This is a genomic window from Cedecea sp. Ae19-4 (genome assembly GCF_059801165.1).
In genome coordinates, this window is sequence record NZ_JBCHWG010000005.1 from 1 (window position 1) to 23461 (window position 23461).

At 56.0% G+C, this 23461-nt stretch carries 29 protein-coding genes and 5 pseudogenes; 28 read left to right on the top strand and 6 right to left on the bottom strand.

From position 1 onward, the window contains the following. Positions 1 to 46: 46 nt before the first annotated feature. The gene (locus AAIE02_RS22665) at positions 47 to 469 is read left to right on the top strand and encodes an ATP-binding cassette domain-containing protein (RefSeq protein ID WP_498533345.1); all 423 of its coding nucleotides are present in this window, start codon (positions 47 to 49) and stop codon (positions 467 to 469) included. After that, positions 462 to 1358: a JmjC domain-containing protein gene (locus tag AAIE02_RS22670; protein ID WP_498533288.1), complete on the top strand. Its 897-nt coding sequence runs from the start codon at positions 462 to 464 to the stop codon at positions 1356 to 1358. Before AAIE02_RS22665 ends, AAIE02_RS22670 begins: the two co-directional genes overlap by 8 nt. Positions 1359 to 1384: 26 nt before the next feature. On the opposite strand, the gene AAIE02_RS22675 is transcribed toward AAIE02_RS22670, so the two are convergent. Both AAIE02_RS22675 and AAIE02_RS22680 read right to left on the bottom strand, forming a co-directional pair. Next, complete coding sequence (locus AAIE02_RS22675) at positions 1385 to 1747, bottom strand: nuclear transport factor 2 family protein (RefSeq protein ID WP_498533289.1); 363 nt, start codon at positions 1745 to 1747, stop codon at positions 1385 to 1387. Then, complete coding sequence (locus AAIE02_RS22680) at positions 1744 to 1977, bottom strand: DUF2164 family protein (protein WP_498533290.1); 234 nt, start codon at positions 1975 to 1977, stop codon at positions 1744 to 1746. Before AAIE02_RS22680 ends, AAIE02_RS22675 begins: the two co-directional genes overlap by 4 nt. An 855-nt stretch (positions 1978 to 2832) precedes the next feature. Here AAIE02_RS22680 and AAIE02_RS22685 point away from each other — a divergent pair. The 6 genes and pseudogenes from AAIE02_RS22685 (at position 2833) to AAIE02_RS22710 (ending at position 7326) form a co-directional block, all read left to right on the top strand. Then, a pseudogene (locus tag AAIE02_RS22685) lies at positions 2833 to 3133 on the top strand (type II toxin-antitoxin system TacA family antitoxin). After that, the gene (locus AAIE02_RS22690) at positions 3121 to 3606 is read left to right on the top strand and encodes a GNAT family N-acetyltransferase (RefSeq protein ID WP_498533291.1); all 486 of its coding nucleotides are present in this window, start codon (positions 3121 to 3123) and stop codon (positions 3604 to 3606) included. The pseudogene AAIE02_RS22685 and the gene AAIE02_RS22690 overlap by 13 nt, the downstream one beginning before the upstream one ends. A gap of 225 nt (positions 3607 to 3831) precedes the next feature. After that, positions 3832 to 4704 carry a restriction endonuclease gene (locus AAIE02_RS22695; RefSeq protein WP_498533292.1) on the top strand — a complete coding sequence of 291 codons (873 nt, stop codon included), beginning with the start codon at positions 3832 to 3834 and terminating at the stop codon, positions 4702 to 4704. Between the two features lie 744 nt (positions 4705 to 5448). Next, a complete protein-coding gene (locus AAIE02_RS22700) occupies positions 5449 to 5760 on the top strand; it encodes a hypothetical protein (protein WP_498533293.1) in 312 nt (103 codons plus the stop codon). A 70-nt stretch (positions 5761 to 5830) separates the two neighbouring features. Then, positions 5831 to 6553 (top strand): hypothetical protein, encoded by a 723-nt coding sequence (locus tag AAIE02_RS22705; protein ID WP_498533294.1) that lies wholly within the window; start codon positions 5831 to 5833, stop codon positions 6551 to 6553. Then, positions 6550 to 7326 carry a site-specific integrase gene (locus AAIE02_RS22710; RefSeq protein WP_498533295.1) on the top strand — a complete coding sequence of 259 codons (777 nt, stop codon included), beginning with the start codon at positions 6550 to 6552 and terminating at the stop codon, positions 7324 to 7326. The genes AAIE02_RS22705 and AAIE02_RS22710 overlap by 4 nt, the downstream gene beginning before the upstream one ends. A gap of 159 nt (positions 7327 to 7485) precedes the next feature. On the opposite strand, the gene AAIE02_RS22715 is transcribed toward AAIE02_RS22710, so the two are convergent. Next, positions 7486 to 8403, bottom strand: a complete 918-nt coding sequence (locus tag AAIE02_RS22715; RefSeq protein WP_498533296.1) for an Rpn family recombination-promoting nuclease/putative transposase — start codon at positions 8401 to 8403, stop codon at positions 7486 to 7488. A 510-nt stretch (positions 8404 to 8913) separates the two neighbouring features. On the opposite strand from AAIE02_RS22715, the gene AAIE02_RS22720 reads away from it, so the two are divergent. Further along, positions 8914 to 9534, top strand: coding sequence for an AAA family ATPase (locus AAIE02_RS22720; protein WP_498533297.1), 621 nt, complete (start codon positions 8914 to 8916; stop codon positions 9532 to 9534). Between the two features lie 52 nt (positions 9535 to 9586). After that, entirely contained in the window at positions 9587 to 9817 is a 231-nt protein-coding gene (locus AAIE02_RS22725) for a plasmid partition protein ParG (RefSeq protein ID WP_017694173.1), read from the top strand. A 32-nt stretch (positions 9818 to 9849) separates the two neighbouring features. On the opposite strand, the gene AAIE02_RS22730 is transcribed toward AAIE02_RS22725, so the two are convergent. Further along, positions 9850 to 10050 (bottom strand): hypothetical protein, encoded by a 201-nt coding sequence (locus AAIE02_RS22730; RefSeq protein ID WP_498533298.1) that lies wholly within the window; start codon positions 10048 to 10050, stop codon positions 9850 to 9852. 530 nt (positions 10051 to 10580) lie between these two features. Between AAIE02_RS22730 and AAIE02_RS22735 the strand changes: the two genes are divergently transcribed. From AAIE02_RS22735 to AAIE02_RS22775, 9 genes and pseudogenes are all read left to right on the top strand, one after another. Beyond that, positions 10581 to 11525, top strand: a complete 945-nt coding sequence (locus AAIE02_RS22735) for a DUF1281 domain-containing protein (protein WP_498533299.1) — start codon at positions 10581 to 10583, stop codon at positions 11523 to 11525. A 34-nt stretch (positions 11526 to 11559) separates the two neighbouring features. Continuing rightward, positions 11560 to 11793, top strand: a pseudogene (locus AAIE02_RS22740) (hypothetical protein); the annotation flags it as partial. After that, positions 11790 to 12125 (top strand): hypothetical protein, encoded by a 336-nt coding sequence (locus AAIE02_RS22745; RefSeq protein ID WP_498533300.1) that lies wholly within the window; start codon positions 11790 to 11792, stop codon positions 12123 to 12125. The pseudogene AAIE02_RS22740 and the gene AAIE02_RS22745, both read left to right, overlap by 4 nt. Positions 12126 to 12515: 390 nt before the next feature. Next, positions 12516 to 13217: a DNA methylase gene (locus tag AAIE02_RS22750; protein WP_498533301.1), complete on the top strand. Its 702-nt coding sequence runs from the start codon at positions 12516 to 12518 to the stop codon at positions 13215 to 13217. After that, positions 13217 to 13438, top strand: a complete 222-nt coding sequence (locus AAIE02_RS22755) for a YubE family protein (RefSeq protein WP_498533302.1) — start codon at positions 13217 to 13219, stop codon at positions 13436 to 13438. The genes AAIE02_RS22750 and AAIE02_RS22755 overlap by 1 nt, the downstream gene beginning before the upstream one ends. 45 nt (positions 13439 to 13483) lie before the next feature. Beyond that, positions 13484 to 13894: a DUF1380 family protein gene (locus tag AAIE02_RS22760; RefSeq protein WP_498533303.1), complete on the top strand. Its 411-nt coding sequence runs from the start codon at positions 13484 to 13486 to the stop codon at positions 13892 to 13894. A 48-nt stretch (positions 13895 to 13942) separates the two neighbouring features. Beyond that, complete coding sequence (locus AAIE02_RS22765) at positions 13943 to 14710, top strand: YubG family protein (RefSeq protein WP_498533304.1); 768 nt, start codon at positions 13943 to 13945, stop codon at positions 14708 to 14710. A gap of 421 nt (positions 14711 to 15131) precedes the next feature. Continuing rightward, positions 15132 to 15563: an antirestriction protein gene (locus AAIE02_RS22770; RefSeq protein WP_498533305.1), complete on the top strand. Its 432-nt coding sequence runs from the start codon at positions 15132 to 15134 to the stop codon at positions 15561 to 15563. Positions 15564 to 15626: 63 nt separating this feature from the next. Continuing rightward, a complete protein-coding gene (locus AAIE02_RS22775) occupies positions 15627 to 15998 on the top strand; it encodes a DUF1380 family protein (protein ID WP_498533306.1) in 372 nt (123 codons plus the stop codon). Positions 15999 to 16191: 193 nt separating this feature from the next. Here AAIE02_RS22775 and AAIE02_RS22780 read toward each other — a convergent pair. Continuing rightward, a pseudogene (locus tag AAIE02_RS22780) lies at positions 16192 to 16464 on the bottom strand (hypothetical protein); the annotation flags it as partial. Between the two features lie 165 nt (positions 16465 to 16629). On the opposite strand from AAIE02_RS22780, the gene AAIE02_RS22785 reads away from it, so the two are divergent. From AAIE02_RS22785 to AAIE02_RS22795, 3 genes are all read left to right on the top strand, one after another. Next, positions 16630 to 16848 carry a hypothetical protein gene (locus tag AAIE02_RS22785; RefSeq protein ID WP_498533307.1) on the top strand — a complete coding sequence of 73 codons (219 nt, stop codon included), beginning with the start codon at positions 16630 to 16632 and terminating at the stop codon, positions 16846 to 16848. 91 nt (positions 16849 to 16939) lie between these two features. Continuing rightward, entirely contained in the window at positions 16940 to 17170 is a 231-nt protein-coding gene (locus AAIE02_RS22790; protein ID WP_498533308.1) for a hypothetical protein, read from the top strand. A 55-nt stretch (positions 17171 to 17225) separates the two neighbouring features. Beyond that, positions 17226 to 18101, top strand: coding sequence for a DUF4942 domain-containing protein (locus AAIE02_RS22795; protein ID WP_498533309.1), 876 nt, complete (start codon positions 17226 to 17228; stop codon positions 18099 to 18101). Between the two features lie 371 nt (positions 18102 to 18472). Here the strand turns inward: AAIE02_RS22795 and AAIE02_RS22800 are convergent. Beyond that, positions 18473 to 18614, bottom strand: a pseudogene (locus AAIE02_RS22800) (hypothetical protein); the annotation flags it as partial. 285 nt (positions 18615 to 18899) lie between these two features. On the opposite strand from AAIE02_RS22800, the pseudogene ssb reads away from it, so the two are divergent. The 6 genes and pseudogenes from ssb to AAIE02_RS22830 form a co-directional block, all read left to right on the top strand. Beyond that, positions 18900 to 19307 (top strand): annotated as a pseudogene (ssb, locus tag AAIE02_RS22805) (single-stranded DNA-binding protein); the annotation flags it as partial. Between the two features lie 193 nt (positions 19308 to 19500). After that, positions 19501 to 21510 carry a ParB/RepB/Spo0J family partition protein gene (locus tag AAIE02_RS22810; RefSeq protein WP_498533310.1) on the top strand — a complete coding sequence of 670 codons (2010 nt, stop codon included), beginning with the start codon at positions 19501 to 19503 and terminating at the stop codon, positions 21508 to 21510. A 42-nt stretch (positions 21511 to 21552) separates the two neighbouring features. Further along, on the top strand, positions 21553 to 21984 hold the full coding sequence (gene psiB, locus AAIE02_RS22815; RefSeq protein WP_498533311.1) for a conjugation system SOS inhibitor PsiB: 432 nt from the start codon (positions 21553 to 21555) through the stop codon (positions 21982 to 21984). Then, positions 21981 to 22709 carry a plasmid SOS inhibition protein A gene (locus AAIE02_RS22820; RefSeq protein ID WP_498533312.1) on the top strand — a complete coding sequence of 243 codons (729 nt, stop codon included), beginning with the start codon at positions 21981 to 21983 and terminating at the stop codon, positions 22707 to 22709. Before psiB ends, AAIE02_RS22820 begins: the two co-directional genes overlap by 4 nt. After that, the gene (locus AAIE02_RS22825; protein ID WP_498533313.1) at positions 22706 to 23029 is read left to right on the top strand and encodes a theronine dehydrogenase; all 324 of its coding nucleotides are present in this window, start codon (positions 22706 to 22708) and stop codon (positions 23027 to 23029) included. The genes AAIE02_RS22820 and AAIE02_RS22825 overlap by 4 nt, the downstream gene beginning before the upstream one ends. Before the next feature lie 61 nt (positions 23030 to 23090). Continuing rightward, positions 23091 to 23459, top strand: a complete 369-nt coding sequence (locus AAIE02_RS22830) for a hypothetical protein (RefSeq protein ID WP_498533314.1) — start codon at positions 23091 to 23093, stop codon at positions 23457 to 23459. Positions 23460 to 23461 lie beyond the last annotated feature (2 nt).

Below are 23461 nucleotides of genomic sequence, written 5' to 3' on the forward strand. Positions count from 1 at the left end.
CAGCTAAACAGTGGCATCAGTTTACCATCGACAGATCTTTGCAACAGTGCCTCCGAATGTACTGTATGTGCCACAGGACATTGAGCTCCTGCCTGGCACTATAGAGGATAATATCTCTCACTTTGCTGACAGAACTCACCTCAGTGCGATCACTGAATGGCTGAAGAGGCTCGGGTTCGATAAGCCGCTCGACCATGTTATCCGTGGTTTCGGCAGTAATCTGTCGGGTGGCCAGAAGCAGAAGTTAGGCGTCATGCTCTCATATGGCAAACCGTACAGCCTCATCGTGTTTGATGAGCCAACTAAAGGGTTTGATGAAACCGGAGTAAATGCTTTTCGTGAATATCTGTCGCATGAGACCCAGGACAAATATGTACTTGTAATCACACACGATGAGCGGTTACTGGGTTCGTATTCTGATACAAGCATGGTACGAATGAACAACAGCAAGGAGCTGGCCTGTGAATAATTTTATTAGCCACGATATTATGGAAAAATTTCGCCGAGAACACTTTCAAAAATCGCCTTTTGTACTGACTGGTGTCGACGCCAGTAGACTGGTGAGCTGGCAGGCATTAAACCAGACACTGGAGAAGGACATCCTTCATTACCCCAGAGTAAGGCTTGCCAATGATAACTGGCCGCAAATGCGGGGCTATGGCGGTTTTGTCAGATATTCCTACAGCCAGTCCGGAGACAGGACGCCCCATATCAACAGACACCAGTTATATAAATGCTTACGCGAAGGATCAACACTTGTTCTTGATCGCTGCCAGGCGTTTTTTGACTCAGTGGATCACATGAGGCAATGGTTGTCCTCTCAGCTTGAGTGTTCATGTAGCGCCAACCTGTATGCAGCCTTTACGCCGACACCCAGTTTTGGCCTTCATTTTGATAATCATGATGTCCTTGCCGTACAGATTGAAGGTATTAAAAGATGGACCGTACATAAGCCGACATATTCATACCCACTGGAGCATGAGCGTAGCTTCGATTTTATTGCACCCAAAACGGAGCCAGATTTTGTATTTGATGTTGAGCCAGGCCAGGCAATCTATCTCCCCGCGGGGTACTGGCATAACGTCTCAACCCAGAGTAAGCACTCCCTTCACTTTTCCTACACAGTAATAAGACCCCGGCGTCTGGATATATTCAGAACGCTACTTGATGAATTATCAGGTAATGAATATGTTCGTGCACCCATTGAGTTTGGAGACAGGCTATCGGATGATACTGCTCTTCGGGAGTTGATTAACGAGGCAGTCAAGAAGTTTGATATACAGCTTAACGAAACGATGTTAAAAATAAAGTGTAACGCGCCTGCGTATAAGCATATTAACCTGGAATTGCTTGATTAATTTAACTGAGGGAGGAACACCTCCCTTTACAGTTCTTCGAAAGTAACGAACTGTAGTTTCCAGCCGCCGTTGACCATAATCCAGTTTTCAACAAACCCGATGTGCACGGTATCATCGCCGTTCTCTAATGCTGCTTTACCAGATACGCATGCAATGCCTTTGAACTCCCGAGTTTCAACATCATACTCCCTTCTCGTTAACGATAAGATTTTTTGTTCTGCAGGGCGCATTTCTACCTTGCGTAACTGGTGTTTCTTATAAATCACTTTCTGGCCATTGGTGGATATAAACCATTCAGTCTCAAGATAGTCCAGCTGCTCGACGTTACCGGTATAAAATGCGTAATGCCATTCCTTACGCATCAAATTTAGATCTGTCTTGAAACTCATATTATTTTCCTTAAATATAATTCCTCTTCAATTTTTTCTGCTGCGCCCCGTAGTGACCGAATTGCATCGTCGATAGCCATATTATAAACTGATGGCATGAGTTTCTTGAGCAATTCATCAAGCAGGGCTTCAGATTCAAACTGGCCAAGGTGAAGGTCATGTTCAGTCATCATGTGTGATGTGATAGATTCTGCAAGTTCGTTATAAATTTCTTTTTTTAAATCTGGCATGCTTATATTTCCCTCTCCGCTACGGACCGGATCCACTGTATGGTTAATTGTACTGCTGACTACATTTATATGATATCAGAACCCGCAGGGTTGAATACAGCAATATGCTCCAGGTTCGGCTATAACAGGAAGGTCATCATACCTGTCCCCATGATGAGGGGCTTCGTAATGGCATCATGACTGAAATATTGTACGTTTCCTTAACAGAGAACTCCATGGCCACATAACCTTACACAATGTGTTGCTGCCTGATCTTACCTTTGTAGTATTAAATTAATTTTTTATTGCTTCAGCAGCAATAATCCACTCATCGCAACAATCCGACGTTTTTTGTGACTCTACGGCAATAATCCTTCATCTTTTCACCACAGATCCGAAAACCCCTGGACGTGGATATGAAAATAACTAATTGATAAGATGCAAAATTTGTCCCTTTGGGGGGCTTTTATTCAGAGCAGAATCTTCCGGGAAAACGGGTTTTCGTGTGGAGTCGGATCGTAATGCACGCAATAAGAATATTTTAAATAGTTAAATTAAATCAGTTTGATATGTTTTTTTTCAGGAGGTTAGTCCCTGTTGCCGGAGGTTTTCGGAAGTAGAAGTAAGAGGTGAGGGCAATCCGTATAGTCAATTACAATAAGCAGGTGGAAAGCAGATCAATACCAGAAGAGGCGCTTTTTTATAGCTCCCACCGCTCTGGTTCTCTGTTGTAACGGCATCATCACATCTGTGATAGAGGTCAGTCATCCGGCGTTCATCGTTGAAGTGACGACAGAATGGCTTACGGCCCGGAGTGTCAGGGAGGAGATCTGTCTCAGTCGTATAGCGATTGCTATACATAACATTTGTGCTATTATTGTAAAGCAATTACTATACAAGGAGTGCACACATGAAATCAGATGTTCAGCTCAACCTCAGAGCGAAGGAATCTCAAAGAGCGCTTATTGATGCTGCGGCAGAGATCCTCCATAAATCACGTACAGACTTCATTCTGGAAATGGCCTGTCAGGCTGCAGAGAACGTGATCCTCGACCGCCGTGTATTCAATTTCAACGATGAACAGTATGTCGAGTTTATCGATATGCTTGAGGCCCCTGTCACGGATGAGCCCGCGATTAACAAACTGCTGACAAGGAAACCTCAGTGGGACGTGTAACCGCGCCAGCCCCATTATCCAGCGATCATCAGGTTGCGGAGTTCATCAGTGGAGAAGTTGTGCTCGATGACTGGCTCAGACAGAAAAGCCTAAAAAATCAGGCCCTCGGGGCGGCCCGCACGTTCGTTGTCTGTAAAGCAGAGACGAAGCGCGTTGTGGGTTTTTACTCCCTGGCCACCGGCAGTGTTAACCATGTGGAAGCCACGGGGAATCTCCGACGCAATATGCCTGATCCGATCCCCGTCATCATACTTGCTCGTCTGGCTGTTGACATCACATTCCACGGACAAGGACTTGGCGCTGATTTACTGTCTGATGCCGTGCTGCGCTGCTATCGGGTTGCAGAGAATATTGGCGTGCGGGCAATCATGGTTCACGCGCTGACAGATGAAGCGAAAGCTTTTTATATTCATCATGGCTTTAAGGCATCTCAGACACAGGCGCGGACCCTGTTTCTCAGGCTATCTCAATAGAAGGTGAGCGGAAGACAACTCGTAACAAATTGATTTAAAGATTATATTTAACATAAGATAGATTACACGCACTAAGGCTGTAGCTGCAATATTCTGATGTCACTTTTACCCATTTAGTAGTTAGGGGAAATTCTTCCCTGTGCAGGCTGCAATGGCGTTCCGGTGCCGCCTCAGTACCTCTGGCCCTTTCATGCGGTTATACTTTTAAAAAAACAGGAGGCTGGCGTGAAACTGAAAGTGCAGGATCTGAAACTGTTTAACCAAGTCTTTGAGAGCGAACCAGGCTGGATACTCGATTTTTCCAACCGTAGGCTGTCGGCTTTTTTTAATGAAGAGCTGAACATTAATATTGATGATGAACGCTATCAGACGGAGGGAAAGTCAAAAGCCAGACGGGTCAGATGCCTGCTGAAACAGGTGGATAGTGACACCGTCCTGCGGGTGCTGGCCGCCCTCTGGCAGCATAAAACGGAGTCCACCCCAGAGCAGGCAGAGCTGAGTCGTCAGGACTATCATGCCCTTATCTCCCGCCTCGAAAATGCAGACGCCGGTGCAGCCAGAGGTGCCAGGCCCGTCCGACTCTGGCACAGTGTGGACTGGCCTTCACTGATAGCCGAAATGAACGAGATGAAAACCATGCCCCCGCACCCGAGGGGGTTCAGGTTTGAACGCTGGCTGGCGGAGTTGTTCACCGTCTTTCAGCTTTCTCCCCGCGGATCATTCCGTAATACGGGCGAACAGATCGACGGCAGCTTCCGGCTGAATGAGGATTTTTTTCTTTTGGAGGCGAAATGGCACCAGAACCGGACGCCGGCGGCCGATCTGCATATCTTTGAAGGGAAACTCAGTACCAAAGCATCAGGAACACGGGGAGTGTTCATCAGCTGGATGGGCTTTACGCCCGAAGGTTTGACTGCCTTCGGGAAAGGCAAGCGGGTGATCTGTGTCAGCGGCTACGATCTTTACCATTCCCTCAGCCACGGCATCGCGCTGCCCGATCTGCTTGATGCCAAGCTCCGGCACGCGGCGGAAACGGGAGAGCCCTGTGCGAAACTTGACCGTCTTTTTGCCCTTAAAGACAGGATGCAGGCGAGCTGAAACCGCCTGCCGCCCGGCGTCAGACATTATCCATACAGAGCCGGACTAACGTCGCGCGGTCTGCCATCCTGCCTCCGGCGCCCTCCTGGTGCGTGACCGCGTTCTCAGCATCTGAAGTGCGGGAGCGCCAGAGGTGCGAGAATGGTCTTTCCTGAGACCAGCAGGGCTCAGGAGGAAAACCTTTCACCGGGAGAGGAAATAACGGCAAATCAGACGGGCTGGCACAACTGCCCCGGGGGAGTGCCATATCAGCAAATAATGCTCATAATTATTGCTTTGCCTGCAATAATCCATAAATCACAACAATCCGATTATTTTTGTGCTCATCCTGCAATAATCCATTTCTCCTTATCCTGAGATCCGAAAACCGGCAGTTCCGGATCTTCATCAACCCCCACCCCGCTCACCGGCCCGGCACCACTACATGTGGTGTCTCCATCAGCTTATGATGACGCTATATGTGGGGTTATCCCCCTGCCCCGTGACCGCCCGCTCACTCCCGGAAATCGCCGTTGCGGTGCCTACTCTGCCGTGCCACACTTCCGGAAAGTCGTTTATACGCAGAAAGTCGGATCAGGTGAAAACCGGCATCAGGTAATTTAACTGAGTGGCTATATGCCTGCTCATTATCTTGTGAGTGATTTTTACATCGCGTAAATATAAGAGCGATCAGGACTCTGGTGATTACGGAGGGAATGATTGCAAAGAGTGATTATTAACTGGATATTAAAAAGGAGCGTCAGGATGGGAATGTTTGACACGGTGAATTTTCGCTACCGGATGCCGGACGGTGAAACAGAATCTGAATACCAGACCAAAGACCTGGACTGCGAATGTGCATTTTACGAGCTCTCCGCTGAAGGACATCTGCTCCGCTGGCCGGATGACTCCGATGAACTTACCGGGATCGGATTTGACGGGTGCATCACTGTGTGCGCCCGTCAGTGCTATCACCTGTATTTCGCCCGCGGACAGCTGGAATGGGACGAGGCTTGTTCCCTGGGCGGTAAACACTGGCCGTTTGAGCCATCGCGTTGCATGCCTGAGCAGGACTGACGGATTTCACGACCGTACCGGCGCACAGAGTAATGTGCAGGTGGGGTTTATCATCAATAAAGGAAAAAACATGGCTGACTGGTTTCTTGCAACCGAAGGCGTCAAGATTGTTAAAGACAGCGCCAGTCTATGGCCGCAGATCATCACGGCGGTTTCATCTGCCGGTGCTGCGCTGGGAGGCGTTTACTTTACTCATCATCTCACACATAAGCGCGATAAGCAGAAGTCAGAAGATGCCAGGAAGAAAGAGCTGCATTACATTGCCACTGAACTGGTTTTTCGCCTAGAACGCTATGCAGAGGGATGCGCCCGGGTTGCAGAGGATAATGGCTGTTATAGTGATACGCCCCGGGCTGAGCTTGAACCTCAGACGAAAGAGCCTGCGCTTGAGTTGGCAGATGTTTCCGGTGACTGGCGGGTTTTAAATGAACGCCATCTGTACCGTCTGCGCGAATTCCCGGTGCTGCAGGAGAGGGCAAACAGGGCGATTGCATATGCCGCCGAAATACCCGCTCTTCCCTGGCATCAAGACTATTTTCGGGAACGGAAGTACCAGTTCACCCGCCTGGGTATCAGGGCCGTCATTCTTGCTGTCCGACTGCGCCGGGAAGTAGGTCTGCCGGAGACGCGTCTTGTCGACAATGAATGGTCTGCGGTTGCCGTGTTCAGGAGAGTCTGGCGACGGGAGCGTCACAGACGGACTGAGGAAGCTATCAGAATCAGAAACTTGCACTGGCACGGGGACGAGCCGGTGGTAATCCTGCGGGACAACACAGAGAGCCCAGCGCAATGAGTGGTCTTATTTCCTATGCTCATGCACAACAACCTGCGCAGCTGCCCGTGGCCATCGATGTGCCTGCGGCACTCGCGCTGCGTCAGCTGGCCGCCCTGCAGGATGAATTGCCGAAGTATCTGCTGGCGCCGGAAATCAGCGCCCTGCTCCACTACGTGCCTGACCTGCACCGTAAGATGCTGCTCACCACGCTGTGGAACACCGGCGCGCGGATCAACGAAGCTCTGGCGCTGACGCGGGCCGATTTTACCCTGGCGTCGCCCTACCCCTTTGTGCAGCTGGCGACCCTCAAGCAACGGGCAGAAAAAGCGGCCCGCAGCGCCGGACGTGCGCCGGCCGGAACGGTGCCACACCGCATCGTGCCGTTGTCCGATGAGCTCTACGTCAGCCAGCTGGAGATGATGGTGGCCACGCTGAAGATCCCCCTGGAACGCCGCAATAAACGAAGCGGCAGAATGGAGAAAGCGCGGCTGTGGGAGATTACCGACCGCACCGTCCGCACCTGGTTGGCTGAAGCTGTAGAGGCCGCGGCCACCGACGGCGTCACGTTCTCTGTGCCGGTGACCCCCCACACGTTCCGGCACAGCTACGCCATGCACATGCTGTATGCCGGTATACCGCTGAAGGTGCTGCAGAGCCTGATGGGTCATAAGTCGGTCAGTTCAACGGAAGTGTACACGAAGGTGTTTGCACTGGATGTGGCTGCACGCCACCGGGTTCAGTTTCAGATGCCGGAGACTGAGGCAGTGGCCATGCTGAAACGTCGGGTGTAAATGCTGATAATAGCGGCCTGACGCGCCCGGCGGGCTTGCCCAACGCGTCGTTTGCTCAAAAACGAGTTTTGAACAAACGACGCGTTCTGAAAGAGAGGCGGTAACCTCAGCCAGCTTCTGCCGGGGAGGGAGGGGAGATTATCAGGCTGACGGGTATACTCAATGGCGGATTTGCGCCAGTTCTTCCTCTGTCAGACCGGTTGCTTCCAGCACGGATTCATGAGTCATCCCCATTTTCAGCAGACTGCGGGCAACCTCGAGCTTGCCTTCATTCCGGCCTTCCTGTCTGCCCTGACGAAGGCCTTTCTCTATACCCTTTTGTTCAAGCTGTTGTGCGATGGTCATAAGAGCATCTCCGTGTTGCGGCACACGCTGTGCCAGTTCGCGTACAAAGGCTTCGGCGTCGGCTGTTTCGCCTGCCTGTACTATATAGTGTACCAGCGATATCACCTGCGATGAAGGCAGATATCCGGCCAGTAAAATGGGTGCCAGGCGGTCCACAAGTTCTGCCAGGTCCCGTTGATGAATATGCTTTTGCAGTAAAGTCAGGGCTGCCATGCTGCGATGGCCAGCAATTTCATCATCCGGAATGACCGTAACGTCTACCAGCGGGAAAGCGTTGCTATAGAGTTTGCTTGCCAGCGCCGGATCGTCAAACTCATCCAGCCACCGGGTGGAGTACGGATACGGGCTGCGTTTACCCGTATAGAACAGCACTGGTATCACCAGTGGCAATTTTTTATGCCCTGCCTCCAGATGTCGCTGCATGGCGGCTACCGCATAACGTATCAGGCGGAAAGCCATATGTTTGTCCGGCGTTGACTGGTGCTCGACCAGAACATGAATATATCCATCGCCGGCTGTTGTTTTCAGGCTGTAGAGGACGTCGCTGAAATACTGGCGGAGATCATCCTCAACGAACGAGCCGGATTCCAGTTTCAGCGTGCTGAGATCGCAGACAGCACGCAGATCTGCGGGCAGGTGGATTTCCATGAAATCCCGTGCAATATCCGGTTGCGTCAGGAACTGCCTGAACGTGGCGTCGTGGGGAGTTGGTGTAGTATTTTTCTTTTTCATCTGTCCATGCTCTGAAAAATGACCCGTTCATAGTATCACAGACAAAAAATGCTAACATTGGCGGGGAATGGAATTGCAATTCCTTCTGGGGGCAGTGCCGGGGTGGTTCTGTCCCCTCCTTCCTTTTATATTCACTCAGCCAGGCTGGAAGTTATCTGAACTCAGACACCATATTACAGCCGCCATGCTATGACGAAATGTTGCTGGTAATATTTAACTGGTCAGATAATTAATGGTCTCGCTTATGTGGTCACTACAGTTGTGGAGTACGGACCCAAGCCGGTACTACAGAGGCATACCCTAATATGACATCGGTTATCCCTTCACATTTTGATATACCGTCATGCGTGTCTTTCTTTTACTCATTTGAGTTTTTACTTACTCCGTGATTTTTTGAGTATATGAGCCTTTGTGTAAATGTGTGTTTTTGCTTTTACTCATTTAACTGAGATGGTAAACTCAAAAACTCAGAAGAGTAATTGAGTAAATACACAAAAGGAGTTTTTGAGTATGAAGGTGATTTCTTTTCTTAACCCTAAAGGCGGTTCAGGTAAAACCACGGCAGTAATCAATGTGAGTACTGCAATGGCTCGAGCGGGATACAACATCGCAGTTGTGGATACAGATCCTCAGATGAGCCTGACAACCTGGAGTAAATCTGGGAAGGCTGCATTTGATGTGTTTACAGCCGCTTCTGAAAAAGATGTATATGGCATTAGGAAAGACCTTACTGAATATGATTTTGTCATCGTTGATGGTGCCGGTTCGCTTTCCGTTATTACATCTGCTGCGGTAATGGTCAGCAATCTTGTTATCATTCCGGTTACTCCCAGCCCGCTTGATTTTTCTGCAGCAGGAAGCGTTGTCACTGTCCTTGAAGCGCAGGCATATAGCCGGAAAGTTGAAGCTCGTTTTCTCATTACCCGAAAAATCGAACAGGCAACCATGCTTAGTGTCCTAAAAGAAAGCATCAGGGACACTGGAGTTAAATCGTTCCGCACGGCTATTACCCAGCGTCAGATTTACGTCAAATCGATTCTTGATGGTGACAGCGTGTTCGAGTCTAGTGATGGAGCGGCTAAAGGTGAAATAGAAATCCTTACAAAAGAGATAGTTAGCATATTTGAGTAATTGTGTTTTTACTTATATACTCAAATGAGTAATTGATGATAGGAGTAAATGTATGGCACTTGAAAAAGCCCATAGTGGTAGCAAAAAAATGACATTCGGTGAGAACAGAGACCTCGATAGGGTGGTTTCTGCGCCAGCCCTATCAGGAAAAGTTAAGCGTGTTAACGTCAATTTTGATGAGGATAAACACACCAGATTTAAAGCCGCCTGCGTGAGAAATGGAACTTCAATAACGGATGTCATCAACCAACTTGTAGATGGTTGGCTTAAAGAAAATGAATAACCGCCATTTAAGCAGTAATGTACATCGGACTGTCAGTGTCGAGGGATACTGCTGGCGTCCTCTTCAGGCTGTGGGGCGCGACCAGGCGCATTGAACGTGATGGTGATGATCTTTCTGGCCAGCCCCTCATCAGAAAAGGCATCATCCACACTGACATCACGAATCAGTGGACTTTCCTCTTCTATATGTTGGGCAATATCCCGCAGCCACTCTGCCAGCATTTCTCTGCCCATCTTTCTCCGCTCCGGTTTTTTACAGTCAGCATCAACATACCACACCAGGAAAAGTGAAGTCTGCGTAGTGTGGTTAAAAGATAACCGCTTTATCAGGCGCGCTGTCATCCTTGGTGGTAGCGACCTGCGCGGAATACCCTCATTTTATACACAGGATTGTCCACCGAAATTGTGGACAGCGACGATGAAATCAGCTGTCGCCCTCACCGGCTCCGCTTTTCTTCCGCGACCGCGGCGCGGGGAGATGAACCTGCCACCCGCTGCCAGTGTCTCGCGTCCGGCCTGATACGGGACGGGCACCTTTCCGCTCAGGCCCGGCATCACTGCTATTTTACGCCATGCCCTCGCCCCGCTAAGGAACGCCCTTCAAGCCGCTTTTGCGGCATATTCTCGCCGCCATAAAAGACTGACGGCTGCGATATTCCACAGTCGGCCTGACCCGTGACCGTACGCGATGAACCGGCAGCGTGCGGCAGGGAACGGTATCGCGGTGATGCCTCCTGCCCACTCTGACTACAGAGGAGCTGCTCATGCCGAATTGGTGTGCTAACCGACTGACGTTCAGCGGGATTCAAAACAATACCGACGATCTGCGCGCGTGGATCAAAGGCGAGAAATCGTCGCTGCCTGGACGGGCAAAGCGGGAAGGGATTCAGCTTTTCCTCGCAGGCTGCGCTGGCCTCCTGCGACCGGACACTGATTCGCCATGTCCGGTTTTTCCGGCGCTGACCGTGCACGGCGTGGCGGCAGAGAGCACGCCCGCCTCGCAGGCATTCACCCGCTGGCTGGCGCTGTTTACCGCAGGCGCAGAGCTGGACGCCGACACCTGCCAGACCCTGCACCAGTGCTGGCTGGATTCGGGCATCCGCGACGCCAGCTGGCAGATGCTGGATGAGTACACAACATCGGTAATTGAACGCCTGTACCGCCAGAAGTCCTGCGACTGGAGCAATATTTTCCGTCCGCAAGACCCGGAGTCCTGGTGGAACACGCTGTGCTATGGCTATGGCTATGGCTATGACGGGCAGGGAGAACAGATGGATTTTCGTCTGGTGCTGCCGACCCGCCTGGACATAGAGGTAAACGGCTTCAACGGCGGTCTGCTGGACGAAGTCCCGTCCTCATACTGCCACTATATCAGCCAGTATGGCTGCAAATGGCCGGTTGGCTACGACATGAACATCTGTTTCGACGTCGACCCGACGCTGACGGTGGATTTTGACACGCCCTGGAGTCCGGTGAGCGAGCACGTGGTGGCGGCGCTGAGTGTGCGATACGGGGCAGAGGTTGAACATTGGTATGCCGAGCAGGGATGCGATTTCTGCGGTTACGGACGCTACCTGAATGGTGAAATCACAGAACAACTCAGCGACAGCCTAGAATGGGGAAAGCCTGACCCGGAAGACGAGGATTGCTGCCCGGACGTGACCGGCCCGGCATGGCTTATCGATAACATCGCGCACTTTGGCGGCTGAACAGGAGGCGGGCGGGAAACCGCCCGGACGAAAGATGGAAAGACGTATGACCGTGAAAGCCTTTATAAACAGGCTGTCGCAGTACCCCGACGACGCGCTGTGCTGCGGCACGTTCTGGCTGGCCGATGATTTTCTCTCACTGGACGGCTCGCTCACGGACAGCGACATCGATGCAGCGATGGAGCGGGCGCAGGACAGCCATGATGCGAATGACGGATTTAACTGGAGCCACCTGCAGGCGGCGATTGATGAGGTAAAACGTGTATGAATACCTGGCTGGTCGGCTTTGCCGTTGAAATTAGCGGCGTGGAAATGATGGTGCATCACATGATATCAGCAACCGGCCTGGCGCAGGCAGAATCGGGCGCCATACAGATGGGCCGGACGTGGTGGGAGAGTCTGCTGCGCGAGGATGACCGTCACCGCTGGCTGTATCCGGATGGCGTGGTCTGGTTTAACAGCATCATCCTGCTCGATGACGTGGAGAGCAGTATCCTGCGCGGACTGAAGTTTCTGGATACGTGGGCCGTAACCGGCGTAACGGATACGCCCGGCCTCTGCAATGAGTACGGTAATGACTGGCGGGATATCACCCGCTGACTTCCTTCCTGACCGGGCACGCTGCCCGGTTTTTTTCGCCCTTTCCGTCCGTCGCCTTTCGCGGCTCCGCTTTTCTTCCGCGACCGCCGGGCGGCGCGGGGGGATGAGCCTGCCACCCGCTGCCAGTGTCTCGCGTCCGGCCTGTTACGGGACGGGCGGCTTTTCCGCTCAGGCCCGGCGCCGCCGGTATTTTGCGCCAGTCCCTCGCCCTTTTAAGGAACGCCCTTCAAGCCGCTTTCGCGGCATATCCTTGCCGCCAGAAAAGCCTGGCGGCTGCGGTATTCCACGGTCGGCCTGACCCGTGACCGGACGCGATGAACAGGCAGCGTGCGGCAGGGAACGGTATCGCGGTGATGCCTCCTGCTCCCCTCTGACTACAGGAGTGCTGCTATGTCCAGATTCATTCTCGGGGACTGTATTGACGTGATGCGTGGATTCCCCGACCGCGCCATCGACCTGATTGTCACCGACCCGCCTTACCTCGTCGGCTTTAAGGACCGTCAGGGCCGCCAGATTGCCGGGGATGTGACCGATGAATGGTTGCAACCGGCCTGCCATGAGATGTACCGCGTCCTCAAAAAAGATGCCCTGATGGTGAGCTTTTACGGCTGGAACCGCGTGGATCGATTTATGGCCGCGTGGAAGGCGGCGGGCTTTTATGCCGTGGGCCAGCTTGTGTTCACCAAAAAGTACGCCTCAAACGGCCGCAACGCGAAAGCGCGCCGCGGGTTTGTGGATTACTGCCATGAAGGGGCGTACCTGCTGGCCAAAGGCCGCCCGACCCCGCCGCTTAACCCGCTGCCGGACGTGCTGCCGTTCCCGTATTCCGGCAACCCGCTACACCCGACCCATAAACCGGTGGAGGCGCTACAGCCGCTGATTGAGTCATTCAGTGCGCCGAACGCGATTGTGCTCGATCCGTTTGCCGGGAGCGGTTCGACCTGCGTCGCCGCACACCGCGCCGGACGCCGCTACATCGGCATCGAAATGCTGGAGCAGTACCACCGGGCCGGAACTGAACGGCTTGCCGCGATGCGCCGCGCCTTGAACACCCCGGCTGCGAACGACGAGTGGATGCCGGAGGCCGCCTGATGAACTACGACGGACGCGATGCCCTGCGCCGTGATATCGCCGGACTGGCCAGCACCATGTGCGACCTGAAAACCACCCTCAAAGTGCTGGAAGACAGGTATCACTGGCAGCACGACGGACTGCCGGAACGGCTGGCGGGCGTAAGCCTGCGCCGTATCAGCGTCCTGATGGACGAGGCATTCAACATCGCCCTGTTACTCGACGAATCATTCAGAGACTGAACCCCGGGCGGCGAGGCCGCCCCACAGCAAAGTGGAGAAAAAATCATGCTGTTCGGAACCCGTAAAGAGCTGAACAAAAAGCTGAAACGCATGTTTGGCAATGAAGAACGTTACGCCCTGCTGGTCTGGACCAGGCAGGACGTCATGGCGCAGGCGGAGAATATGACAGAGGCCGAAGCCGACACGCTGCTGGCGCTTATCGGGCGCACAGGGACGGGGGAACACACCGAAGACGGCGTGTCGTTCCGCACCGTTCAGGCGCTGTATGCCGGGATTTGCACGAACACCCCGTGCGTGAGCGTCCCCGTCGATACGCTGGCGCGGGTGGCGGATATCGCTGCACGGGCGCTCAGCGGGGAAGATGCGCAGGCGTGGCCCCTGGCAGCAGACCACTATCCGAGCGTCGCCGACGCTCACGCAGAAATCGCCTGGCTGAAACGCGAGGTTGCCGCATAACCCGACCGCCCCGCAGAGCGGCGGGGCGGTATCAGAAGGAGCAGAACAATGAGAAATGACACACTGAACGCGCTGATACTGCGCCACGGCGACCGGATGCTACAGGATGCGGGCTGGCCGCCCTGCGTGGATATGATGCCCGTCGCGCCCGAACAGATGCCCGGCTGGCTTGTCGCCTGCGGCTCGCTCGATGCCGCGCAAATTCTGACGCTGGTCACGCACCTTTGCCAGCCGCTGACGTATGGCCGGGCGGCGCTGCTGACCGCCAGCGCCCGACGACTGACAGGCACCCCCGCGCGGTTGTATCTGTACCCGGCAAAGGGCTTTATGCACCCGGAAAAACTGGCGGACGCCCAGACGATTCATCTGCCTTTTGCGCAGGAATGGCTGACGGGGGCGGAATGCGACGACCTGCTGGCTTTTCTGAAAGATTCCGTGGCCCGGATTGCGGAAATCGTCAGGCAGGATGCACACCGCCTTGCAGCGGCTCTGAAACCCTCCGCCACGCCGCGACTGATGGACAGGCGCTTCGGTGACTGGCGCATTCTCGCCGACGAGTACGACCACGAAAACTGGCTCGATGAGGACGACGCGGAACAGGTGGATGGCGTCCTTGACGCGGTACTGGTGCGCGGGGCGCGGTTCTGTCCGGTGCTGCTCACCGTGGTTAACGAGCGGGAAGAGGATATTAAGGCCGCTGGCGTTATTACTGACGTGCTGCGTTTTCCCGGCGAGCCGGCCCGCCGCTGGCTCGACCGTCGCATACTGCGGGAGGTGATGAGTGAGGCCCGGGCGACACCTGCGCGGCCAGAGTAATCATGACGGGGAAGGGAAGGCCCTTCCCCGCACTGACCGGTGCGGGATGAGAACAGGCAATAAGGATGTCGCCGTCCGGCTCCGCATTACCCGGCCCGACGGTTGCCGGGCCTTGTGGTGATAAACGCCCTTTGCCTGCACCGTGCGCGTGCGGGCTGTGCCGTGACTCCATCTTAGCCGGGCTGTCACGAATGCAAGGGTAAAGTGAACGCGGCGGTCACCCGGTCCTTCCTTCCCGCCGGCCGTGATTTTCCGGTTGTTCGCCCGCTCAGGTTTCGCGGCCTCACCCTACAACTCCCGTCCGCCGTGTGCGTCAGGCTGCGGCTTCCCTTGCGCCCCTGCATTCGTGACTGACCGCCCGTCTTGTCTGGAGTCACGGCACCGCCCGGTGTCGCATCTCATGTATGACCGGAGGCTCATTATGTTACACGCGCAATCTGCTACCACGGCTACCCCTGTTCGCCCGTCTGCCCTGTTTGATTTTCTTCCCACGCTGTTTGGCGCGGACTACCTCACCGCCGAAGCCTGCATTTTTGCCTACGCCCAGAAATATCTGCGCGGCTACTGCGGCGGTGAATGGACGTTTAACCAGCTACCGGACGGGGCGGGCTGCCTTGCACCGGAAGAAACCCGCGTTGTGGTCAGCAATCCTGATAACGGGTTTGAGGGGGAAATGTCCGGCGATGCGGCGGGGATTTTTATCACCGCAATGGTGCTTAACCATCGCGCATGGATGCACAGCCACCACGACCAGCCGGAGGCCAGCCGCCACTACGTGACCCGCTACGAGCAGCTAATGGCCTTTGTTTCCACCCACCGTGAGGCCGGCGCTATTTACCGCGCCCTTGACTGATGCCGACGGGGCGCGACGCGCCCCGCCTTCATGCGACAACAACCAATTAACCGGAGAGCATAAATGATGTACGGAACCGTCAGTGAAATCTGCATTGCGCTACTGAAAACGCACGAAAACAACGAAAAAATGGCCGTTATCACCTGGACTGCGGAGGACGTGCGCGAGGCGGGCGCGGAGTACAACCCGACGGCCACCGAAGCAGAGCGTGTACTTCAGGCTATCGGGGAGGCCGACTGCGATATTCTGTATCGCTACGGCATCGGCCAGGACTTTGTTTCGGGAGAGCTGCGTCAGATTGCCGCAGAGCGCGCGCCGCGTCAGATAGCCATTCCTGAAAACGAACTTCGCCTACTGCTGCCGCTGATAGAAAGGGGAATGAGCCACGTCGATGACATATCGGGTGAGGCCTGCGCCGCAGTGGAAACGCTGTAACTGGTGCTCGGCTCCCCCTCTGCGTAACCCCTGCGCCGCCCCGTACGAGCGGTGTTATTCCGCCGCCGTCTGTTCGCGCGCGAAAACCCCTTCCGCAGGCCACGGGCCTGCCGCCAGCGGCCGCGCTGACGTACGGGAGCACCGTTTCACTGACCTTTCGGGCGTGAAGATGACGGACTGCGTGGTACGGCGGATGTTCTTCCTGCGGTGGTGTTGAACGTGGATACCCTAACCGGCACCACGGGCGTCCGGGCGGGCTGTCGTGAACGGAGCCAGTAAACCGTCTCCGCCCTGACGGGCTTCCATCCCATGACGCGAGGGGCAGGCTTGCAGCAGCCGTTCCGGCTGCGCCGCCCTGTCGCGCCGTGACCTGCGCTTTATGCACCCCGGCACACTGACGCCGGGGCGTAAGGGGCACCGCCGTTTCGCGTGCCGCGCTCCGCCGCTGCGGCGGAACCCTGCTCATGTCCACCCCGGCGCCGTTCACCCGTTTACGCCCCTGCGGCGAAGGTTCTCAAACGGGTAAAGTTCATGAGCTCCGGGACTCTTGCAGCAGGCTCCCGCAAACGTCAACACCGCGGCTCCCGTAACTCAACGGGTGATGTTCTTTAAAAAAACAGGAGGAAAAAAGATGCAGGCTCAGGCGATGCGTGTTTATCAGATTGTGTTCAGTGGACGGGATGCAAAGGGCGTTTTGCCGATGTACTCCCGCATACAGGCCGCGACCGGAAAAGGGGCGGTACGGGCGTTCATTACGCGGCACAAACCCGTTGAGGGCTGGTTTTTAGGCGATCCGCAGGACATTACCGACAAACTGAAAAAGGAGGCAGAAGAAGCAGGTCAGAAATGAAAAAAAGCAGGGGAATCCCTGCTTTATCCACGCCGTAAGCGCCGCTGGAACGGCTTTACGGCTAAATCAACTACCACAAGGAGTTAACTCAATGACGATAAGTATTGTTTCACCTTCCGCTGAGGCTGTAAAGCCCCGCCGCCACGCGCGCATCCCCCGCGCAGATATTTCTGCACCGGATATCGATCCGGCCTTAAAGGCGTTCGGGCGGCATATCGCCAGACGTATCCGCAAGGGGCAGAGCGTCCATATCCCCGCGATGAAAAACGCCGCCATCGGCCAGGTGCTCCGCACCCTTGAACTGAAACGCGCATTTAACTGATAAGGTGAGCCGCCCCGCTGCTGCCGGGCGGCAACAAAAGGAAGGAGAAACCCGGATGATACAGACGACCACGCAGGCACTTACCACGGATATTCACCCGCAGGACGGGGCTGGGGAACTCATCCCGTCCGTGCCCGTGGAGCGCATTGTGGCGCTGCGCGAAAGCGGAGTGACGGCCTTTCTGGACGGTATCGCCCTGATACGTGAGGCACAGACCACCCTGGCGGTGGCGTCAGGGCGCATGGGCTATACCTGGCTTGCGGAGATTGTCGGTGCCAGCCTCAGCGTAGATCGCAGCGAAGCGAAAAACACCGCCATACGTCGCCGCATCTGCCGCTGTGCCGATCAGGATATCTGGACGCGGCTGATGAATGATACAGGAATGTTCACGCTGATGAGTGAGGCGCAGCGCAAGGAGTGGGACAGGCAGTTATACAGTGACGACTGCCCGGAAATCTCGCTGGAGAATGTACTGGCCACTTTCCGCCAGCTCAACGCCGCCAAAGGTGCGACGTTTGAGCAGGGCGTGATCGACGTGTTTCGCAATCTTTCATGGGACTATAAAACCAACAACCCACGCTTTCTCGGCAGACGCATCATCATCGACGGCGTTCTCGAGCACCAACGGGGAAGGTATTTTTCCGTGCGGACGTATGCGCAGAGCCGTATCAACGATCTCGCCCGCCCGTTATGGTTGCTCGACGGCAAAAACGTGCCGGATTTTCGCGTCTCGGAGGGGGTACAGCTCAGCGACTTCATCCGCCAGGGCGGCGCTGACAGCGTGGGCGAGGTGCTGACATGCGAATATTTCACCGTCCGGGCGTTCAAAAAGGGTTCGGCGCACATCACCTTTACCCGGCCTGACCTGGTGGAAAAGGTCAACGACATCATTGCCCGGCTCTATCCGGGGGCGCTGCCGCCGGTTGTCTGATAGTCCAGGGGGGATCTCCCCCTGCTTCTGTCTGCACGCGCGAAAACACCCTGCGCCTGCGGCGCGGTGGCCTGGCTGCGCTGCCGCGCCGCCATAGCCACTCTGTCAGTTGTACAGATGTGTGCGGGGTTTGTGCTGATAAATACTGCCCTGGCTATTACGCTGATTCCTTCTCCTGCTGTCTGTTTTCTGCTGCGGTGGCGATACTTCCACCCTGGTCGGCGGCCTCACTCCGGCTCCTGACCCGCTGGGGCGGTTCAGTCGTCAGCCACACTTCGCCGGGCGGCTGCGTTCCGCACCCTCCAGGCTACGCCGAACCCGCGGGCGGTTTCGGGCTGGCGCTAGTGTCTGAAGGCTGACGTCAACGGCAGGCTTGCTGCGACCGTACCGGTCACGCCGCCCTGACGCGCCGTGGCCTGCGCTGTCCGCACCCCGGCAGACTGACTCCGGGGTGTAAGGCGCAACGCCGTTTCGCGCCCGCGCGTTCCGTCGTTGCGGCGGGTGCCTGCTCATTTCCTCCTGGTTATTTCACCCTTTTGAGTCCTGTCGCCGGGGCTGAGACAAGCACAGCCGCTGTCTGCCGTCCAGGGTAAATGGCACGCGATAAACCGCGCCCTGGACAGCCGCCATCGTCCGCGCTGGTTGACGCCCTCGCGGCGAACGGCTCTCAAACGGGTGAAGGTAACAACCAGCGGGCGCGTTCAGCAGGACCCCGCAAAACGTCAAAACCGCGGCCCCGACAACTCAACGGGTGATGGTTTTTAAAAGCAAATAAATCAGGATGTAAGGAGATTCAACATGACAGTACGCGGTATCAACAAAGTCATCATCGTCGGCCATCTGGGGCAGGACCCGGAGGTGCGTTATATGCCCAACGGTGGCGCGGTGGCTAATCTCAGCCTCGCCACATCGGAGTCCTGGCGTGACAAAGCGAGCGGGGAAACCCGCGAAAAAACAGAATGGCACCGGGTGGTGCTGTTCGGCAAGCTTGCGGAAGTGGCGGGGGAGTACCTGCGCAAGGGCGCACAGGTCTACATCGAAGGTCAGTTACGTACCCGTAGCTGGCAGGACGACAGCGGCGTGACGCGCTACGTCACCGAAGTGGTGGTCGGCCAGAGCGGCACTATGCAGATGCTGGGCGGACGTCGGGACGATGGGCAACCGCAGAGCGCTGTGCAGCCTCAGCCAGCACAAATGCCGCCGGAAGATGTGTTTTCAGATGATATACCGTTCTGACGCAGGAAAGAAAAAGCCCCGCGGGGTGGGGCATTAAGCGGATATCGTCGTGCTACACGGGAGAGTATGACGGTATCCAAAAGTGAAGTGTGTCGCAAAGGTTGCCAGACCGGATTCAGCCAGTCCGACAGAGACTCATCAATATCTGGAAGGAGTATCAATTATGTCAGTCGCAGATTCTAAAGCAAAATCACCGAAAAAAGCGAGCATAAAAAAAATTACGAAGGCGCAGGAGAATGCCCTGAAAGTCGCCCTTGAGGCCGCAGCCGTTGAATACGTGCCGCTGTCCGGTCTCGTTAAATCCCCTCTGAACGTGCGCACCATCCCGTATTCCGTGGACAGCGTTCGCGGTCTGGCTGACTCCATCGAGGCCCTCGGACTGCTGCAGAACCTGATTGTTCACACCCTCGCGGACGGACAATCCGGCGTGGCCGCAGGTGGCCGCCGACTGACTGCCCTGCAACTGCTGGCGCAGGAAGGGCGTCTCTCTGCTGACCATACCGTCATGGTGAAGCGCGTCTCTGACGACATAGCTGCCCTTGCCTCCATCGCTGAGAACGAACAGCGCGCCGCCATGCATCCCGCCGAGCAGATTGCAGGTTTCCGTACGCTGGCAGAGCAGGGCAAAACTCCCGCACAGACTGGCGATGCCCTCGGCTTCGGCTCCCGCCACGTGCAGCGCATGCTGAAGCTGGCAAACCTTGCACCTGCCCTGATGGAGAAGCTCGCGCAGGACGAACTTACCGTGGAGCAGTGTCAGGCGCTCTGTCTCGAGGACGATCCTGCCCGTCAGGTTGAGGTATTCGAAAGTGTAAAAGCCAGCTGGTCGAACGCACCCGCGCACCTGATTAAACGTGCCATTACCGAAACCGAGATGCGCACCGACAGTGCGAAATTCCGGTTTATCGGGCGCGAAGCGTACGAGGCGGCAGGGGGTTACGTCCGTGAAGATCTGTTCAGCCAGGACGAAGGCGACGGCACGGCAGACAGCGTCCTGGTTGAGCGTCTGGTGCAGGAGAAGCTGGAGCGTATCGGCCTTGACATTCAGCAGCGGGAGGGCTGGGCATGGGGTCGCGGACGCGCAGCCCGCATCTGGTACCACGGTGAAGACGGTAAGGAGTTCGTGCAGCCTGTTGAACCTGATCCGGTGTACACCCCTGAGCAGCAGCAGCGTCTTGATGCGCTGCGGGAGCAGTACGACACCTTTGACAGCGTTTGCGACGAGTCAGATGCGATCGAAGCGGACATCCTCGCCATTCAGGTGGCGGCAGAAGTCAGCGCGTGGACCGACGGCATGAAGTCAGGCGCGGGAGTGATGGTCAGCCTGTATGAAGGGCAGGTGTATGTGCAACGCGGTGTGCGCCTGAAAGCAGATATGCCGGAAGAAACCGAAACCAGCAGCGTAACGGTGCCGTTCACCTCGCGCCAGCCCGACGCCGCAGAGGGGATCAGTGTCCCGCTACTCACGAAAATGACCTCCGAGCGTACCCTGGCAGTCCAGGCGGCGCTGATGCAGCAGCCCGAAAAGGCGGTGGCGCTGATGGTCTGGCGCATGTGTACCTGCGTATTTTCGGGCTGTCTGACCACGACGCATCCGTTCCGTATCAGCCTGACCGTGTCTCACGGCAGCCTGACGGAGAACGCCCCGTCCGGTCAGGATGGCGCAGCGTTTGACATCCTGATGACCAAACGGGCAAGGCTGAAAGCCCTGCTGCCGGAAGGGTGGGAGAAGGACTTCACCACCTTCTTTGCACTTGACTGCGGGGTGTTGATGTCGCTGATGGCCTTCTGCACGGCCTGTTCCGTTGACGGGGTACAGACCCGCGATATGGGACACACCTCGCGTAGTACCCTCGATGCGGTCGAGGCGGCAATCGGCTTCCACCTGCGCGACTGGTGGCAGCCGACGAAGGACAACTACTTCGGCAGCCTGAAACATCCGCAGATTGTGGCCTCCCTGAAAGAGGCGGGTCTGACAGGCGCGGCGGGTGACGCGGAGAAAATGAAGAAGGGCGATGCAGCAGGGCATGCGGAGCACTTCATGCAGCACACCCGCTGGGTTCCGGCCTGGCTGAAAGGACCTGAGTCAGCGGGTGAGTCCGGTGCTGACGACGCTGTTTCAGATACCGACAGCACTGACAACGACACCACCAACACGGCACACGCCGCCTGATAACGGAACGCCGCCCTGCGGGGCGGTGATAAGGAGATATTTATGCGAACTGTTCTGACCCCCGATGTGCTGAAGACTATGTCCTGTGATGAGTTTGAGGACTGGCGCGACAGCGGCGAAGACTACCGCCGTGAACTGACCCACGCCGTTATGCGTGACCTGTCCTGCCCTGAAAACTGGGATATAAACGGTGAATACCAGAGTGAGTTTGGTGGGTTCTTCCCCGTACAGATACGCTTTACCCCCTCGCACGGTAATTACCATATTGCGGTGTGCAGTCCCGGTGCCATCAGTCCGGCGTGGATGGTGGTGTTTGTGCCCGCCAGCGGTCGCCCGTTCTCCGTCATTCGTACCCTGAACGGCTACCAGCCGGAGCTTGTCAGCCACACCGTCAGCCTGATGGCGCGTCTCGATGCGGACGGCTACAGTCAGGCCAGCATCATCAGCATTCTGGCAGCGGAGGGGGCAGCATGATACCTGCGAACCTGTCACTGGTTCCCTTCAGCCCTGAGCGACGCGCCGCGATGGAGGCCATCGCTGAGGTTGAGCGCAGGCGGTCGCGCGGCGCGGTGTCAACGGCGTACCCGTATGCCAGCGCCTTTTTTCGTCGGCTCATGGGCAGCACGCGTATCTCACTCAGGGAAATCCATCATTTTGCGCCGGTGCTGACGGCGCGGGAGCTGCGGGGCAGCAGGGACAGCTGGCTCAGTGCCATCGAAGCGCTGATTGAAAGTCGTGGGACGCGTTGCTGGCTGCCGCTTCCTGTCTGTGCGGGGCAGCGCCTCTTTCCGGAGGTGGCCTTTCAGCAGACTGAGCGGGTTCGCTGTCAGGACGCGCTGCGGGATGAGAAATACACCCGCCAGCGCCACAAGGAACTGTGCCAGCGTGAGCGGGCGTACCAGGCGCTGGCGGGGCAGGCGGAGATTGAGCTGGCATTCCATACACCGGAAACGGCCAGCAGCTGGAGCGCACGCTGGTCGGGGACTGAGCTGCGCCAGTATGACCTTGAAGATATGTTCTGGCGCTGGAGCGAGCGTTTCCCGTCACTGGCGCCAATGGAGCGCTGGACGATGGAGAGTCAGCCTTTCTGGACGGTGATGGCTGAAACGGATGCGCTGGCGCGGGAAAGCACTGAGCCTGTCAGGCATCTGGAGCGCTGGATGGTTCCGAACAAGCTGACGGCACGGAGTCTGGGATGAAGTGGCGTTACTCACTGCGCTGGAAGCGTCCCGGTCCCTGTCCCGGTGAGCCTGAGCTTGCGTCAGAAGTGGTGGAGGTGGGGCAGGGTGCGCCCGATGACGTGATGTCGCGTTGGGTGGCTGGTGCGGGCTATGCGGTATGTATCGACTTTCTGGACGACAGGGCCGTCAGGCGCTGGAGTGATGAGCGAAAGGCCGCTGCGCGCAGACGGAATCTGGAGAAGCGTATAAACCGGAAAGCGCCCCTGTTCGCGGATGAACTCATCGAGCGGGAACTGACGGCGCGACCGGATTATTTTCGGGGAAAGTCGCCTCACTGAGTCTGATATCATATCCTGCCAGAACACGGACGGCAGGGTGCTTAAAAGGGATAATTTAGAGATGAGATACTGGATACTGGTCGCGTTGTTAAATGGCCTGTTTACGCTGGTCATACATTTCGCGACGCCGGAGATGTTCGGAAGCACGGCGTACTATGCCGGGGTTGCAATCTGTGCCCTGATTGCGCTGGTTATCACCTGGCGCGATCCGCCTGGTATGCTGGACAACGTGCTATTGTTTCTCTTTAAGTGGGGAATTGTGGCTTCAGGTCTGGCGTTTTTTATCTGGGGTATCGGATACAAGCTGGAATTCTGGGGGGAACATAACCCCGATGAAATTTTCAGCAGCGCGTTCGACACCATCTTGCCGAATCTGGCGGTGCTGAGCGGTGTTCTGATTCTGGTCAGTGGAAATAATACGCCAGCGTGAGG

Excerpts from the sequence above, each read along its gene's own strand:
- AAIE02_RS22675 (WP_498533289.1), bottom strand. The coding sequence starts at position 1,747 with ATGAGTTTCAAGACAGATCTAAATTTGATGCGTAAGGAATGGCATTAC.
- AAIE02_RS22680 (WP_498533290.1), bottom strand. The coding sequence starts at position 1,977 with ATGCCAGATTTAAAAAAAGAAATTTATAACGAACTTGCAGAATCTATC.
- AAIE02_RS22700 (WP_498533293.1), top strand. The coding sequence starts at position 5,449 with ATGGGAATGTTTGACACGGTGAATTTTCGCTACCGGATGCCGGACGGT.
- AAIE02_RS22705 (WP_498533294.1), top strand. The coding sequence starts at position 5,831 with ATGGCTGACTGGTTTCTTGCAACCGAAGGCGTCAAGATTGTTAAAGAC.
- AAIE02_RS22710 (WP_498533295.1), top strand. The coding sequence starts at position 6,550 with ATGAGTGGTCTTATTTCCTATGCTCATGCACAACAACCTGCGCAGCTG.
- AAIE02_RS22715 (WP_498533296.1), bottom strand. The coding sequence starts at position 8,403 with ATGAAAAAGAAAAATACTACACCAACTCCCCACGACGCCACGTTCAGG.
- AAIE02_RS22720 (WP_498533297.1), top strand. The coding sequence starts at position 8,914 with ATGAAGGTGATTTCTTTTCTTAACCCTAAAGGCGGTTCAGGTAAAACC.
- AAIE02_RS22725 (WP_017694173.1), top strand. The coding sequence starts at position 9,587 with ATGGCACTTGAAAAAGCCCATAGTGGTAGCAAAAAAATGACATTCGGT.
- AAIE02_RS22730 (WP_498533298.1), bottom strand. The coding sequence starts at position 10,050 with ATGGGCAGAGAAATGCTGGCAGAGTGGCTGCGGGATATTGCCCAACAT.
- AAIE02_RS22735 (WP_498533299.1), top strand. The coding sequence starts at position 10,581 with ATGCCGAATTGGTGTGCTAACCGACTGACGTTCAGCGGGATTCAAAAC.
- AAIE02_RS22745 (WP_498533300.1), top strand. The coding sequence starts at position 11,790 with ATGAATACCTGGCTGGTCGGCTTTGCCGTTGAAATTAGCGGCGTGGAA.
- AAIE02_RS22750 (WP_498533301.1), top strand. The coding sequence starts at position 12,516 with ATGTCCAGATTCATTCTCGGGGACTGTATTGACGTGATGCGTGGATTC.
- AAIE02_RS22755 (WP_498533302.1), top strand. The coding sequence starts at position 13,217 with ATGAACTACGACGGACGCGATGCCCTGCGCCGTGATATCGCCGGACTG.
- AAIE02_RS22760 (WP_498533303.1), top strand. The coding sequence starts at position 13,484 with ATGCTGTTCGGAACCCGTAAAGAGCTGAACAAAAAGCTGAAACGCATG.
- AAIE02_RS22765 (WP_498533304.1), top strand. The coding sequence starts at position 13,943 with ATGAGAAATGACACACTGAACGCGCTGATACTGCGCCACGGCGACCGG.
- AAIE02_RS22770 (WP_498533305.1), top strand. The coding sequence starts at position 15,132 with ATGTTACACGCGCAATCTGCTACCACGGCTACCCCTGTTCGCCCGTCT.
- AAIE02_RS22775 (WP_498533306.1), top strand. The coding sequence starts at position 15,627 with ATGATGTACGGAACCGTCAGTGAAATCTGCATTGCGCTACTGAAAACG.
- AAIE02_RS22785 (WP_498533307.1), top strand. The coding sequence starts at position 16,630 with ATGCAGGCTCAGGCGATGCGTGTTTATCAGATTGTGTTCAGTGGACGG.
- AAIE02_RS22790 (WP_498533308.1), top strand. The coding sequence starts at position 16,940 with ATGACGATAAGTATTGTTTCACCTTCCGCTGAGGCTGTAAAGCCCCGC.
- AAIE02_RS22795 (WP_498533309.1), top strand. The coding sequence starts at position 17,226 with ATGATACAGACGACCACGCAGGCACTTACCACGGATATTCACCCGCAG.
- AAIE02_RS22810 (WP_498533310.1), top strand. The coding sequence starts at position 19,501 with ATGTCAGTCGCAGATTCTAAAGCAAAATCACCGAAAAAAGCGAGCATA.
- psiB (WP_498533311.1), top strand. The coding sequence starts at position 21,553 with ATGCGAACTGTTCTGACCCCCGATGTGCTGAAGACTATGTCCTGTGAT.
- AAIE02_RS22820 (WP_498533312.1), top strand. The coding sequence starts at position 21,981 with ATGATACCTGCGAACCTGTCACTGGTTCCCTTCAGCCCTGAGCGACGC.
- AAIE02_RS22825 (WP_498533313.1), top strand. The coding sequence starts at position 22,706 with ATGAAGTGGCGTTACTCACTGCGCTGGAAGCGTCCCGGTCCCTGTCCC.
- AAIE02_RS22830 (WP_498533314.1), top strand. The coding sequence starts at position 23,091 with ATGAGATACTGGATACTGGTCGCGTTGTTAAATGGCCTGTTTACGCTG.